This window comes from Aliivibrio kagoshimensis (genome assembly GCF_050337105.1).
Classification (GTDB): domain Bacteria; phylum Pseudomonadota; class Gammaproteobacteria; order Enterobacterales; family Vibrionaceae; genus Aliivibrio_A; species Aliivibrio_A kagoshimensis.
This window is the reverse complement of sequence record NZ_JAKJSQ010000078.1, coordinates 1-15,343: the sequence shown is the minus strand read 5'-3', so window position 1 is coordinate 15,343 and position 15,343 is coordinate 1. Positions and strand designations below refer to the sequence as shown.

At 45.4% G+C, this 15,343-nt stretch carries 8 protein-coding genes; 5 read left to right on the top strand and 3 right to left on the bottom strand.

Going from position 1 to position 15,343, the window contains the following annotated elements; all coding sequences use genetic code 11:
* The first annotated feature begins 838 nt into the window (after positions 1–838).
* From L4C32_RS17930 to recD, 4 genes are all read left to right on the top strand, one after another.
* Entirely contained in the window at positions 839–2,002 is a 1,164-nt protein-coding gene (locus L4C32_RS17930) for an MFS transporter (protein WP_428198269.1), read from the top strand.
* A 153-nt stretch (positions 2,003–2,155) separates the two neighbouring features.
* A complete protein-coding gene (gene recC / locus L4C32_RS17925) occupies positions 2,156–5,641 on the top strand; it encodes an exodeoxyribonuclease V subunit gamma (RefSeq protein WP_428198267.1) in 3,486 nt (1,161 codons plus the stop codon).
* Between the two features lie 33 nt (positions 5,642–5,674).
* Complete coding sequence (recB, locus tag L4C32_RS17920) at positions 5,675–9,346, top strand: exodeoxyribonuclease V subunit beta (protein ID WP_428198268.1); 3,672 nt, start codon at positions 5,675–5,677, stop codon at positions 9,344–9,346.
* A complete protein-coding gene (gene recD / locus L4C32_RS17915) occupies positions 9,339–11,387 on the top strand; it encodes an exodeoxyribonuclease V subunit alpha (protein WP_428198266.1) in 2,049 nt (682 codons plus the stop codon). Before recB ends, recD begins: the two co-directional genes overlap by 8 nt.
* 7 nt (positions 11,388–11,394) lie before the next feature.
* Here the strand turns inward: recD and L4C32_RS17910 are convergent, their stop codons facing one another.
* Both L4C32_RS17910 and L4C32_RS17905 read right to left on the bottom strand, forming a co-directional pair.
* On the bottom strand, positions 11,395–12,267 hold the full coding sequence (locus tag L4C32_RS17910; protein WP_428198265.1) for a DMT family transporter: 873 nt from the start codon (positions 12,265–12,267) through the stop codon (positions 11,395–11,397).
* Positions 12,268–12,300: 33 nt separating this feature from the next.
* Positions 12,301–13,218: a diguanylate cyclase domain-containing protein gene (locus L4C32_RS17905; RefSeq protein WP_428198264.1), complete on the bottom strand. Its 918-nt coding sequence runs from the start codon at positions 13,216–13,218 to the stop codon at positions 12,301–12,303.
* Positions 13,219–13,353: 135 nt separating this feature from the next.
* On the opposite strand from L4C32_RS17905, the gene L4C32_RS17900 reads away from it, so the two are divergent.
* A complete protein-coding gene (locus L4C32_RS17900) occupies positions 13,354–13,926 on the top strand; it encodes a carboxymuconolactone decarboxylase family protein (RefSeq protein ID WP_428198263.1) in 573 nt (190 codons plus the stop codon).
* A 4-nt stretch (positions 13,927–13,930) separates the two neighbouring features.
* Here the strand turns inward: L4C32_RS17900 and argA are convergent, their stop codons facing one another.
* Positions 13,931–15,268 (bottom strand): amino-acid N-acetyltransferase, encoded by a 1,338-nt coding sequence (gene argA, locus L4C32_RS17895; RefSeq protein ID WP_428198262.1) that lies wholly within the window; start codon positions 15,266–15,268, stop codon positions 13,931–13,933.
* Positions 15,269–15,343: the final 75 nt, after the last annotated feature.

Here is a 15,343-nt window from a genome sequence, read left to right as displayed (position 1 = left end):
GTATAAAATATAATATAAATCCGGTAATTAATGTTTTTGTTAATAATCAATAAGTTGGTTCTATTTGTTGTTTTGTTATTGATTGATATCCTCATGCGAGACGCTGTTTGTTTTAAATATGAGACAGGTTGGTGTGAAGAGGGGGGCAAGCAAGCCGTGCTCTAGGGTGATGGTGCTTTTGGCGATGAATTAAGAGTATTTCTATAATTAGTAGTAATTCACTGTATTGCATTGATTTTATTAAATTAAGTATGCCTCTTATTCCTTTATTATAAAAACGTACTGCTGATTATTACTATTTGATCATTTTAAAGATCACACTTTTTCATAAATTTCATAATTACAAAAAAATTGTCGGTGATGTCTCAAAAAAACATGGGGTTAATTATGCGACTTGTTTAGCATCATATAAGAGGGCAACACTTCATCCTGACTTCTTTTTAAAAACCCATCTTTACGTGGGAAATCTCAAGTGATTACGAGTATTTTAGTTGTATAAATGACAGTTTAGTTTTCTATCTGCTTCGCAGCTAGTATTTTGTGTGATTATCTTTTTTGTTTTTTTCTGCGTTAATTCTCTCCTTTCTTTGACGACTAGATCGTATTTTGTGAACATTATTGTTAAGGATGAATGAAGTTTTCATATGAGTGGTTACTTGTATGTATCTGATTTTAATTGTAAAAATATCTTTCTATATATTTATTTACTAATAGGGTATTTATCTTGTTGACATCGTATATGAACAGGAATACATTCATCGAAAATTCACAGGTTCACTATCTAATAAACCGATGTCTAGGTAGTGTAAAAGTACATTAAAGGAGATAAAAGGTGACAATGCTCGCCATTAACAATCATAAAAGTAGCACTTTTGTTCCGGTAGTTGGTCTATCGTTTTTTGCTGTTGCTTCAGGCTTTTTAATGAGCTTGATTCCGCTGTCACTCAGCTCGTTTGAGTTAAGCCACAGTTTAGTGCCATGGTTGGCGAGTATCTATTATCTCGGCCTGTTGGTTGGTGCAACCAGCATAGAACGTATAGTGTCAAAAATAGGCCACAGAACCGCATTTATTCTGTTTCTTAGCCTATTAATCTCTACCATTGTGGCGATGTTAGTCATGCCACAAGCGGCAGTTTGGTTATCCGCTCGTTTTGTGGCGGGTATTGCTGTAGCGGGTATTTTTGTCGTTGTGGAGTCTTGGTTGTTAATGGCCGATTCTGCTAAACAGAGAGCGAAACGTTTAGGTCTCTATATGACGTCACTGTACGGTGGTAGTGCATTAGGCCAATTGGGTATCGTTCCCTTTGGCGTCGTGGGATTCTTGCCTTACTTCTGTATTGTGATCTTACTATTGGTGGCTATCTTGCCTCCGTTGTTGATCAAAGGAGGTCAGCCTGAGTGCGGCAGTTCTGAGAAGATAACGTTACATGAACTGAAACGATTAAGTCGACCTGCATTGATTGGTTGTATGGTTTCGGGGCTATTGCTGGGGCCAATATATGGCTTAATGCCGATGTACATCAGCACTCGATTAGTGGATGCGAATCAGACGGGAATGTATATGGCGTGCATCATTCTTGGTGGCATGCTGGTACAGCCGTTAGTGAGTTTCTTGTCGACCCGAATGAGTAAAAGCTTATTGATGGCGTTGTTCTGTCTGTTTGGTACCGTAGGCATTATGGGTGTGATGAATGCGCAGCTGCCTATGTTGATGGCGATGAGTTATTTGCTACTGGGAGCGTGTTCTTTTGCACTCTATCCAATAGCCATCACCTTAGCGTGTGACGCGTTAGCGAAAGAGAAAATAGTGTCAGCCACTGAAGTGATGCTATTGAGTTACAGCGTGGGTTCAGTGTGTGGTCCAATTATCGCGCAGATATTTAATGGCTATAAGCAGGGGCTTGTGATCTATTTAGGCTTCTGTTTAACCACGACATGTCTGTATATGTTGATTAAAAGTGTGCCTAAAATCCACAGTGACCACCGGCCAATTGCGGGTTAACCGCCTTATCGATAGAAGGTGTAATGTGCCCTCCTTAGTAAATTTGTTTTATTGGGAGGGTGACTATTAGGCAATCTCAACCATTAAATATTGCTCATTTGATCAAGGTGATAGACAATCAAGGTAGAGCATATTTAATGACGGGATCGCCGCGTGTTTACTGTTTATCATTCGAATCAACTGGATCTGTTAAAATCGTTATTGGTTGAACTCATCAGCCTTAATCCCGTCGAAAATCCTTTTGAAAAAGAGCAAATTCTCGTTCAAAGCCCTGGCATGTCTCAGTGGCTTAAAATGGAGTTGGCCAAATCGTTTGGTGTGGCCGCCAATATTGAATTCCCGCTTCCTGCGACTTTTATCTGGACCATGTTTACCAAAGTGTTGGAAGACGTGCCTGAGCGTAGTGCCTTTAACAAAGAGGCGATGACGTGGAAACTGATGGATGTGTTGCCACAACAGTTAGAACGTGCCGAATTTTCCCCACTGAAAAGCTATTTAGCCGAAGACATTGATGGTCAAAAACTCTATCAGCTGTCGGAAAAAATCGCTGACATTTTTGATCAATATTTAGTGTATCGCCCTGAGTGGATCAAAACATGGGAAGCGGGAGAGTCCGTTGCGGAACTGCAGCCTGAGATTATTGATGGCGAACAGGGCGAGATGCAACATGCCTGGCAACCCCTGTTGTGGCAAGCGCTGTATGATCAGACATTAGCATTGGACCAATCTCCCTATCATCGTGCCAACTTGTATGAGCACTTTATTGAAACGTTGGACGCCTATTCTCAGCATGGCAGTGATCTGCCTGAAGGACTGCCCAAACGCCTGTTTGTGTTTGGTATCTCTTCACTGCCACCGCGTTATATGGATGCATTAGCAGCGCTCGGTCAACATATCGATGTGCATCTGATGTGTACTAACCCTTGTCGTTACTACTGGGGAGATATTCGCGATCGTAACTATTTAGCACGGTTAGCGGCTAAACAGCGGTTGAACATCAAGTGGTTGGATGATCACAGTGAGTACGGCGAAGAGCGTGATCAGCTAAAAGGCACCATTGAGCAGAACGAATTGGATGAGCAGCACTTGGATGCTGTTGGTAATAGTCTGTTGGCATCGATGGGCAAGTTAGGGCGTGATAACTTTTATCTTATCTCAGAGATGGAAGCTCAAGAAGTTGAAGCATTTGTTGAGATAGAGAGAGATTCGCTGCTGCACAATATACAAAGAGACATTTTAGATTTAGAAGATCGCCAAAACGATGAAATTCTAGACTCCAGTCAACATAAATTTGAGATTGAACTTAATGATCACTCATTAGCCATTCATGCGTGTCACAGCCCGATGCGTGAGGTGGAGGTGCTACACGATCAGCTGTTGGCGATGTTTGATGCTAATCCTAAACTCAAACCTCGTGACATCATTGTGATGGTAGCGGACATCAACAGCTACAGCCCGGCGATTCAAGCGGTATTTGGTAATGCACCAGGTAATCGCTATATCCCCTTCTCCATCTCTGACAGAACCGCAGAACAAGAGAACCCGCTTCTGCAAGCCTTCTTGCGTTTGATTGTGTTGCCGGAAAGTCGCTGTAGCGCATCAGAGATGTTAGAGCTGCTGGAAGTGCCTGCAGTAATGAGCAAATTTGGCTTTGATGCCAACAGTTTTGAGTTAGTGAAGCGTTGGATTGAGGAGTCTGGCATTCGCTGGGGGCTGGATGAGTTTACCGCCAGTCAATTTGAGCTGCCGCAGCAGCAACAAAACAGTTGGTTGTTTGGTATTCAGCGTATGTTACTCGGTTATGCCATGCCTCATGATGCGGGTCTGTTCAGCGGCATTTCAGCTTATGACCAAGTGCAAGGGTTAAGTGCCGAACATGCCGGTCAGTTAGCCAGCTTTATCGATCAGCTGATTCACTACCGTTATCGCTTGTCACTGACGCAATCCATCTCCTCTTGGAATGACACACTGATGAGCTTGATTGATGATCTGTTTGAGGTGGAGCTGGATGGTGAATTAATCCTCAAATCGATACGAGACTGCCTACACCGACTGCAGCAGCAGTTAGCAGACGCTGGTTATCAGAAGCCACTAACCCCTGCGGTAATAACCCACTATCTGCAAGATAAACTCTCTGGGGAGCGAGTGAGTCAACGCTTCTTAGCCGGACAAGTGAACTTCTGTACCTTAATGCCAATGCGTTCTATTCCTTTTGACGTGGTCTGCTTGTTGGGCATGAATGATGGCGCCTATCCGAGAAACATCCCGCCTGAAGGGTTTGACTTGATGAATGGCCGCACGATTGCAGGGGATCGCTCTCGCCGCGATGATGACCGTTATCTCTTTTTGGAAGCGATTCAATCGGCGCAACAGACGCTCTACATCAGTTATGTCGGACGTTCAATTCAAGATAACAGTGAGAAAGTGCCTTCAGTGTTGGTCTCAGAACTGATTGAGTACTGCCAACAGGGTTACTGTGTATTGGGTGATCACGCCTTGCCAGTGGACCAGTCCGCGACAGCGCTCTCTCAATGGCTAACTTCCCATCACCCACTGGTTCCTTTTAGTTCATCAGCGTTTCAAGGTGAACAAGCCAGCTATGCCGCTGAGTGGTTACCGGCGGCGCTTAGGGAAGGGCAAGCAGGACAATCCTTTCAGCAAACGCCATTAACTGACAATGACGCGAGCGAAGGGGAGAAAACGGAAGAGACACTTGATTTGGCTGAGCTGCAACGATTTTGGATACTGCCAGTCCGATACTTCTTCAATCGCCGTCTTAAGGTGTATTTTGAGCCGCCGATGGGCGTGATGGACGATGACGAACCCTTTATTCTAAATCATCTAGATGGTTATCTATTACGTGATGAATTGCTGGAACAACAGCTAAAATCGCATGAAGAGGGAGCGGATGAGAATGCTCTATTTAGCCAATTTTCGGCAGAACAGCGCGCGGCGGGTACACTGCCAATTTCAGCGTTTGGTGAATTGGAGTTAGCACATACTCGCGAAGAGGTGGCCAATTTAGTGGATGACATCGCGCCGTTACTCGTTAGCAAACAGCCCGATCAAGAGGTAAAGTTAACCTTGATGATTGAGGGTGAAAAGGTGCAGTTACTGGGCTGGCTTAAGCAGCGTTACGGCAGTGGTTTGGTTCGTTATCGCAGCGGTAAAGTTCGTGCACAAGATAGATTAACCGCTTGGCTTGACCATGTCTGTTTGTCTGCAATGGGCATCGAACAGCGCACACATTTGGTCGGAACCGATGCCCATTTGCAATATCAAGCGTTAGGATCAGAGCAGGCCAAAAGCTATCTTCAAGAGGTGATTTCACTTTACTATGAAGGGCTAACACAGCCTCTTCCTTACTTTCCTAAAACGGCACTGGCAGGCATTGAAGCGCACATCGGTCGTGATGGTGAGTGGAAGAGTGATGAAAAAACCAATCTTCAGGCGGATAAAAAGCGTCAAACCTGTTTTAACGATGGTTACCTGTTTGCTGGGGAGGGGGCGAATGACTACATACGTCGAGTATGGCCCGAATGGAGCGAACCGCTGAATGAGCAGCTGTCACAACTGGCCAGCCGAGTATTGCAAGCGGCCGTAGTCAATAGCCAAGAGAGCCAAAAGCAAGAGAAATAGTCAATAACCCTTTTAGATAGACGGTGATGTTTGATGATACAAGCTGCGATTCCAAATACGCTCCACCCAATGACATTTCCACTGTTTGGGCCTCGATTGATCGAAGCGTCAGCAGGCACAGGAAAGACCTTTACGATCGCCAGTTTATACTTGAGACTGCTTTTGGGTCATGGTGGGCCAAATGCGCATCCAACTGAGTTAACGGTGGATCAAATCCTTGTGGTGACCTTTACCGAAGCGGCCACGGCTGAGCTAAGGGATCGTATTCGGGCCAGAATTCATGATGCGCGCTTGGCGTTCAGTCGAGGCGTGAGCAGCGATCCTGTGATTGAACCTTTGCTGAATGAGATCGCTGATCATAAAACCGCAGCCAAAATTTTATTGCATGCTGAACGTCAGATGGACGAAGCGGCCATCTACACCATTCACGGATTTTGTCAGCGTATGTTAACTCAGAATGCGTTTGAATCTGGCAGCCGGTTTGATAGTGAATTTGTCACCGATGAATCAAAACTGAAAAACCAAGTTACCGCGGACTATTGGCGTCGCAATTTTTATCATCTGTCTGCTGAGATTGCCGTTGAAGTGAGAAATATCTGGCCGTCACCTGCGGCGCTACTGAAAGAGATTGCTGGCAGCTTGACCGGAGCACCGGTGACCTTAAGTGTCGAGGCGTTAAGTGAGTCACTCTCTGCGCTGCATCAATCTAATCTACAACGAATTGACGCCTTTAAAGCGCTGTGGAATCAACACAGCAGTGATTTTGAAGCGTTAATCTCAGCGTCCGGAGTGAATAAGCGTAGCTACACCAAAAAGAGTCTGCCGACCTGGCTGAGTCAGGTATCAACATGGGCGAGTTTGCCGACCAGCAACTATGAACTGCCAGATAAACTGGAGAAATTTCACCAACAGACGCTGATTGAGAAAACAGCCAAAGGTGAGGCTCCAGTACACTTGGTGTTTGATGCTGTCGCTGAACTGTTGGATCACCCCGCAACTCTTCGTGAACCGTTAATGGCTCACGCGATTGCCGAGTGTCGTATTCTGTTAGAGCAGGCGAAACAGCGTAAAGGGTGGTTATCCTTCGATGATCTGTTGACTCAGCTCTCTGCGGCTATTGATCACGATGAAGATAATACCTTGATTGAGCGAATACGGGATCTCTACCCGGTTGCGATGATCGATGAGTTTCAAGATACCGACCCGCTGCAGTACTCTATTTTTAATAGTATCTACCATCAACAGGGCGACAATCAGTGTGGCCTGTTTATGATCGGTGATCCCAAGCAGGCCATCTACGCCTTCCGTGGCGCGGATATTTTTACCTATATCCAAGCGCGTCGTCAGGTGGTGGATCACTATACCCTAGGGACAAACTGGCGCTCGACTGCTGATATGATCTCAACGGTGAATTCGCTGTTCTCTTCTGCCAGTTCGCCGTTTATCTACGATCAAGACATTCAATTTTTATCGGTGAACCACAGCCCGAAAGCGAGTGAGCGTAGCTGGTATTTAGATGATAAACCGCAAAAATCCCTCACTTTTTGGCATCAAGAGAGCAGTGACGACAAACCGATCACCAAAGCGGATTATCAGCAGCAGATGGCGCAATCCACCGCAGCGCATATTCAAGATCTATTAACCCAATCTCAATCTCAAAAAGGCACGGCTTACTTTAAAGATGGTGAGCAGAAAAAAGCGATTCAAGCGGGCAATATTGCGGTTTTGGTGCGTACAGGAAGTGAAGGAAAATTGATTAAAGCGGCGTTGGCGAAACAGGGCATCGCCAGTGTCTATCTCTCTAACCGTGACAGTGTCTTTTTATCCAGTGAAGCGGCGGACATTCAGCGACTGCTGCAAGCGGTATTAACCCCAGAAGATGATAGAGCATTAAGGGCGGCATTGGCATCGGGTCTGTTTGCACTGACAGCGACGGCGTTGGATAACTTAAATCGTGATGAGATTGAGTGGGAGTTAGCGGTTAATCAATTCCGAGAGTATCGAAAACTGTGGTCGAGCCGTGGTGTCTTACCTATGCTGCGCAGTGTGATGTCTAAAGCGTTGATAGCGGAACGACTGTTGGCTGAAGAGGGCGGAGAACGTCGCTTGACCGATCTGATGCACATTGGAGAGTTACTGCAAGCGGCCAGCCAAACCTTAGACAGTGATTATGGGCTGTTACGTTGGTTAGCTGAGAGCATCGCAGAGCCCAATGGCAATGCGGATGATCAGATCTCTCGTTTAGAGTCGGAGAGAAACTTGGTGCAGATCGTTACCATTCACAAATCAAAAGGGCTTGAGTATGACTTGGTTTTTTTGCCGTTTGTCTGCAGCTATCGAGAAGCATCAGAAGCTAAATATCACGATGAAGCGCAGAACCGAACGATTTTAGATATCGCGAAACAGCCCGACTCACTGATAAAAGCGGATAAAGAGCGCTTGGCAGAAGATTTACGTCTTATCTATGTGGCATTGACTCGTGCTGTGTATGGCTGCTTTTTGGGCATGGCGCCGATACGAAATGGCCGCAGTACCAAAGAGCCTACTGGATTGCATTTAAGTGCGATTGGCCATTTGATTCAAAACGGAGAACAGGGCAGCATCAATGATCTTTTGCTCTGTTTGGCCAAACTTGCCGAGAACAACAGCGCTATAGACGTGGTGAGTCCTCCTGTACTGAGTGAGCTTACCTATCAAGCAGAGGACGAGCAACATCATGATCTAAAAGCTCGTCAGTTACAGACAGCCATTGATAGAACGTGGTGGATGACCAGCTACTCTGGTTTAGTCAAACAGGGACACGCCAGTCATAAAGCGGGCGCTGAACTGCCCAGTTTTGAAGGCGTCGTACTGGAAGAGAGTGGGCTGGACATCGATTCAATTGCCGGTAATCAAGTGACAGGCAATCAAGTGGCAGATAGTCAATATCAGGATGATGATGAGGTATTAGAGCCGCAGTTTACCATCCACACTTTTCCAAGAGGCGCTCAGCCGGGTACCTTTTTGCACACGGTGTTTGAAGAGATTGAGTTTACCCATGGCGTCGACAGCCCTGAGACGGTAGCGACATTGACTGAACTGCTGAATGTCGAGAACTACTCACTGGAGTGGTTACCGGTACTGCAAACCTTAATCAGCAACGTGCTAAATTGCGATCTGAATGGGCAAGGATTGAAACTTGCGGACAAAGGACCACAACAGAAGTTGGTGGAGATGGAGTTTCTGTTGCCGATTGAGGTGCTGTCATCTGCGTCAGTCAACCGGGTGATCGCTCAGCATGATTGTGTGTCAGCAAAAGCGGGAGAGCTTGGTTTTTCGACGGCCAGTGGCATGCTCAAAGGGTTTATTGATTTGGTGTTTGAACATCAAGGAAAGTATTACGTTTTAGATTGGAAGTCGAACCATCTAGGCGATGATCCTAATCGATACCGTGACGAGCAGTTAGTGGAAGCGATGCGTGATCACCGCTATGACTTTCAGTACCAGATCTACTCACTGGCTCTGCATCGATTTCTGCGTAGCCGTATTGCCGACTACCGCTATGACACCCATTTTGGTGGTGTCTATTACCTCTTTTTACGTGGCGTTGAAGCCGAAGGGAGCAGTGGTATTTTTTACGCTAAACCGAGTGAGGCACTTCTGCAATCATTAGAGCAACTGGTTGATGGTAAACCAACAGAACAGGAGGGAGACAAAAATGCTTAAGCGTTTAGAGTCACTGGCAAAGCAGGGCATTATTCGCCCCCTTGACTACCAATTTGCCAAGTTTATCTCCTTACATGCGACTAAAGCTAACCAGAATTTAACCACATTAGTGGCGGCATTGGTGAGCTTTGAGCTAGGTAAAGGACATATCTGTTTGATTTTATCACAGCTAAATTGTCGCCAACTCTTTGGTTTGTCCGCGACAAAATCTGCTCTGCTTCTGGATGGAATGGCGAGCGATAAGGGTGAGCTTCCGGTTATTGAACAGTGGGTAAATACCCTGCTACCGGAGTCGTTCCTTTCTGATGGTTCACAAGCAACTCCGATGGTTATAGACGGGGATCGTCTCTACTTACATCGTTACTGGGATTTTGAGAAACGCGTGGCAAATCAGTTGAAAAAATTGGCTCAACCCATTGATGTAGAGGCTGAAACCCATAAAGTTCTCGATGATCTATTTGCCCCAAGTTACCACTTCCTTTTTAATGCACTGCAGCTGTTAGCGACTAAGCCTCAAACAGAAACCAATCAACAGGTGATGCGTCAACAACTGGTGTGTGACATGCTGGATGTCGTTGCCACTGATGAGTTAGATTGGTCTGCAATCGATACTCTACTCACCGACGCGGTGCGGTTTGATGAATTACAACCGCTTGATCAGTTAGTGCCGACAAGAGCCTGCTTAAATTGGCAAAAAGTGGCGGCAGCGGTCGCCCTGTCGCGTCGTTTTTCGGTGATTTCGGGTGGGCCGGGAACCGGAAAAACCACCACTGTTACTAAGTTACTTGCCGCGCTGATCACTGAATCTCAACAGCCGTTAACCATTAAATTAGTCGCCCCCACAGGGAAGGCGGCGGCGAGATTGACCGAATCGATTGGCCAAGCGGTGACTTCCTTGGCCGTTGCACCTGATATCAAAGCGATGATTCCTACAGAATCAAGCACACTACACAGACTACTCGGCTATGTGCCCAATCAGGTTGAGTTTAGACATCATCGAAATAATCCACTGCATTTAGATGTGCTGGTGGTGGATGAGGCGTCAATGATCGATCTGCCTATGATGGCTCGACTGCTTGATGCCCTACCAAATCACGCGCGAGTGATTCTGTTGGGGGACAAAGATCAGTTAGCATCAGTAGAAGCGGGTGCTGTTTTAGGGGATATCTGTTCATTCATTGATAGAGGTTACAGCGCGCAACAGGCGCAAAAACTTTCCCAACTTACCGGATACTCATTGCCCCAAGGGCGTGGCAGTAATGGCATCTCAGATAGCCTCTGTATGCTGCAAAAAAGTTATCGATTTGATGCCCGTTCAGGCATTGGTCAGTTGGCAAAAGCGATCAATGTTGGTAATAGCTATCAGGTTGAAAAAGTGTGGGAAAGCGGTTTTTCTGACATCAATTTTCATGAGTTTACTGACGACAATTATCAAGCGATGATCACTATGGTCGTCAACGAATACCGCAGTTATTTAGGACATATTACCGATAACAGCGATGCGAAAAAAGTACTGAAAGCGTTTGCCACTTCACGTCTATTGTGCGCAGTGAGAGAGGGGGACTTTGGCGTTATTGGTTTGAACCAACGCATAGAGAAAGCGTTAATGCAGCAGCGTTTGATTCAGACCTCTGTGGATGAGCTTTGGTACATAGGTAGGCCAATTATGATCAGCCAAAACGATCATGGATTAGGCCTGTACAACGGCGATGTGGGTATCGCTATGTTAGATGACAATAACAAGTTACGTGTCTATTTTGAGATGGCTGACGGCAAAGTTCGCGGCGTGCTTCCTTCTCAGCTACCCAATCATGAAACGGTCTTTGCCATGACCATTCATAAATCTCAGGGGTCTGAGTTTGAGCACACCATTTTAGTGCTGCCTAAGACGTACTCTCCGATTTTAAACAGAGAGCTCATTTACACAGGTGTGACCCGAGCGAAGAAGCGTCTGGATCTCTATGGCTCACAAGCAGTGGTCTCCCGTGCGGTGCAAGTCAAGACTGAGCGAGCCAGTGGCCTGCCGCATCTATTGTTATAAAACAGATTTAGTGGGTTAGGCTTGGTTTTCTGACCACCAGATAAACCGCGAGTGCGGCGCAGGCAAAACCAACGGCACCAAACAGGTCAAATCGTTCATCAAATACCAGCCAAGCTTGAAAGGCAGTTGTGGGGGGAACGAGATAGAAGACAGAGGCCACTTTAGAGGACTCACCATGCTTTACCATGTAGAGCAGCAACAAAACCGCCACTACAGAGAGAGCGAAGACCAACCAAAGTAGGGTGAATATGAATTGCGGTGTCCACTGAACCACCATGGTCTCAGTGGTCAGTGCGATAGGAAGAAATAATAGACCAGCTCCCATATACTGCCACACTGCAGCCCCAATCATATCCACGCCCTGACAGAACCTTTTTTGATATAAGGTGCCGAAAGTGATCCCCAGTAACGCCATAATGGTAAAGAAGAAAGCACCTTCAACATGATCATAAGATTGCCATGTGATATTGCCTTGCAGCACCAGTGTTATTCCGATAAAACCGATGACTAAACCACACCATTGAGAAAGACGAAGTGAGCGATTAGTAGTACTGATTAGAAACACGGCAGTAAGGATGGGTTGCAAGCCAACAAGCAGAGAGCATAAACCTGCGGGCATACCAAAAGCGATACCTATGTAGGTGCCACCGAGGTAAAACCCGTGGATTAAAATACCAGAAACAAAGGCATGAAAGCAGGCTCGACCTTTTGGAAGTGCTGCTTTAAACAGAAACATTAATACAATGAAAACCAAGACGTTAGCAACCATCCTTATGAATAGGAAAGTCATAGGTTCCGCATAGTTCAATCCAAACCTTGCCCCGATAAAACCGGTAGCCCAGAGGATAACAAAGATAAAAGGGGCGATACGAGTGAGCATAGTCTCTCCGGGTTCTAGGATCTTTACACGGTGCTAGTGCGAATAAAACTGATACTTTTGGCTTGGATGATTTTTGGCTTGATAGAGTGCTACATCTGCCGTTCGCATTAGATCGCTGCTAGTGAGCCCATCGATAGGGGCTACAGAGATACCTAAACTTAGGGAGATAGTAAACTGATTGCCATTGACGTTAATTGGACGGTGAAAGGCAGTTATGATCTTTTTAGCCATGCTTATCATACTGTTTGTAGTCGTGGTTTTTTTTAATACCACTGCAAATTCATCCCCGCCTAAACGAGCAACAAAATCCGTTGAACGAATGGTCTCTTTAAGCCGCTTTGCAACATTGACCAACAGAGCATCACCAGTAGGATGACCATAGGTGTCATTAATCAGCTTGAAATTATCTAAATCGAGCATCATAAAGGCGACTTGACTCTCTTCGTTTCGAATAGCGTCAATTGAGCTGTTGAGCTCTTTAAGTAGAGAGTAACGATTGTGTAAACCGGTTAAGTAGTCATTTAACGCTAACTTTTCCAGTTTCGCTTCTGCTTTTTTCTGTTCAGTATTGTCTAGAAGAGCGCCGACAATACCTTGAGTTTTTCCTGACGGGGTTGAAAAATAGGCTTTGTGAAATACGACATCATGGACACTACCATCGGCATACCCTACTTGTGCTTCGTAAATTTGTTTTTCACGGGAATCAAAGAGTGCTTTGTCTGCGTTGTAGTAGACCTCTGCGAGTTTTGGATCAAACAGGTCAAAGACCCCTTTTCCAATTAACTCTGTTTTTGAGAGACCAATGTATTGTTCAAAAGCAGTATTACATCCAATGTATATCCCCTCTGAATCTTTGACAAAAATGGGAGTGGGCACGGCATTAATGACAGCAAGAAGTAGTTCATTGCCCTCAATATCTGAGGTTAAATTGAAAAGGTTTCCAATGTCCAAACGAGATTTCCTTATCTACTGTTAAACACTTGACGATAATAGCAATTTTATAACGTTAATATGCTGTATATTAAGGTGATAGAAAATAACCATAAATAATTATTTGATTAAAGAACAGGCAACAGGAGTCATTTTATGGCACAAAGAGTGACAGTGAAAGCATTAAAACAGTACCCGCTTTGGTTAAAACCCTTTTTTATAAGCCAAAAGCGACGATATGGAGAGGTGCTGCAACCTGGATTGTTGTGGGCAAGAGTGCCTAAATTGTTTGCTGCGGTGGCGGCGTTATATGGAGTGTTAGATAGAAAGCGCTCCCCGATATCACCCGTGTTGCGTTCGCTAGTGACGGTGCGAGTTTCTCAAATTAACTGGTGCCATTTCTGTGTTGATATTAATGGTATGACTCTGGCCAAACGTAGTGGGTCGTTAGAGAAAGTGGAGCAGTTAGAGTGCTGGAAAGAGAGCGAACTTTTTAATGAGAAAGAGAGAGCTGTTCTTGAGTACACCGAAGCCGTAACCTACAGTGATCAACAAGTGACTGATGAACAAGTGATGGCTCTGCGAGAATATTTTGACGAGGATGGGATTGTTGAGCTAACGGGATTGATTGCTTTTCAAAATCTATCCAGTAAGTTTAATTCAGCGTTGGACGTCCCTAAACAAGGGTTCTGCTCAGTATCGTTTAACCCGGAGAGAAAAGTGGATTAGAACGTCATACGGAGAGCTCCAGAATCTTTGAGCGTCTCTGATAGTTATAGAGATTCTGTTTCAATTTCGGCAAGTTAGAGACATCAACTTCATGAAAACCTTGCTCTCTAAACCAGTGTAGGCTGCGGGTGGTTAACACAAACAGTTTATGCAGACCTTGTGAACGAATTTGTTGCAGCAGGTGTTTGAGCAGTAGGGCTCCTCTATCTCCATCGCGGTAGTCTGGGTGAACCGCCATGCATGCCATTTCGGCCATATATTCATCTGGGTAAGGGTAGAGCGCAGCACATCCAATGACCAATCCATCTTTTTCTATGATGGTAAATTGATTGATCTCTTGCTCCAGTTGCTCACGAGATCGTCGGACCAAGATTCCTTGTTGTTCTAGTGGGCGGATCAGATCCAAAATTCCGCCGATGTCATCGATATCGGCTTTACGAACTTGTTCAGCACTCTCCATGACTAACTGCGTACCAATGCCATCCAGCGAGAACATCTCTTGGATCAGGGCACCATCCTCTTTATAGCTGATTAAGTGGCTTCTTGGCACACCAGCACGGCAGGCTGAAATAGCCCCACGAAGAAAGCGTATGGTGCCATTAATATCGCCATCATCTGGACTTAATGCTTGCTCTTGATGTCGTAAAATATCTTCGGCTTCATATGGGAACAGTTCTGCAGCAACCTCTCCTTTATTATTGATGACCCCTTGTTCTGAACAGAAGCCAATCAGCTTATCGGCTTTGAGTTTGATGGCAAGTTGGGTAGCCACTTCTTCTGCGAGTAAGTTAAAGCACTCACCAGTGACAGAACTGGCAACAGGGCCCAGTAACACAATGGATTGTTGATTGAGCATTCTATTGATGCCATCTGTGTCGATTCTTCTGACTCGACCAGTGTGGCTATAATCGACCCCATCATCGATACCCAACGGTTGAGCAATGATGAAATTCCCACTGATGACATTAATTTGAGTGCCTGCCATTGGTGTATTATTCAAGCTCATCGACAGTCGAGCGGTGATGTCGAGTTGCAATTGTCCAGCAACTTGCTTAATAAGCTCTAAGGTGTGTTCGTCGGTGATCCGTATGCCTTGATGATAAGGCGTGTCGATATTTTGAGCTTTTAGCATGTGATTCATCTGAGGTCTTGCCCCGTAGACAATAACAATCTTCATACCTAAGCTATTGAGCAGAGAGATATCATTCACAATATGAGCAAAATTTGGGTCCGCAATGGCTTCCCCGCCCAGCATAATGACCGCGGTTTTACCACGATGCGCATTGACATAGGGGGCGGATTGTCTAAAACCTTTAACTAATGCGGTACTTCTTAATTTCACTGGCTCTGCCTGTTGTGTTATTTATTCACTTATAGTGACTAAGTATTTGGAGATGTGCAATAGAAAGTTATGATG

Coding starts and splice junctions, on each gene's coding strand:
- recB (WP_428198268.1), top strand. CDS start 5,675: ATGATACAAGCTGCGATTCCAAATACGCTCCACCCAATGACATTTCCA.
- recD (WP_428198266.1), top strand. CDS start 9,339: ATGCTTAAGCGTTTAGAGTCACTGGCAAAGCAGGGCATTATTCGCCCC.
- L4C32_RS17930 (WP_428198269.1), top strand. CDS start 839: ATGCTCGCCATTAACAATCATAAAAGTAGCACTTTTGTTCCGGTAGTT.
- L4C32_RS17900 (WP_428198263.1), top strand. CDS start 13,354: ATGGCACAAAGAGTGACAGTGAAAGCATTAAAACAGTACCCGCTTTGG.
- L4C32_RS17910 (WP_428198265.1), bottom strand. CDS start 12,267: ATGCTCACTCGTATCGCCCCTTTTATCTTTGTTATCCTCTGGGCTACC.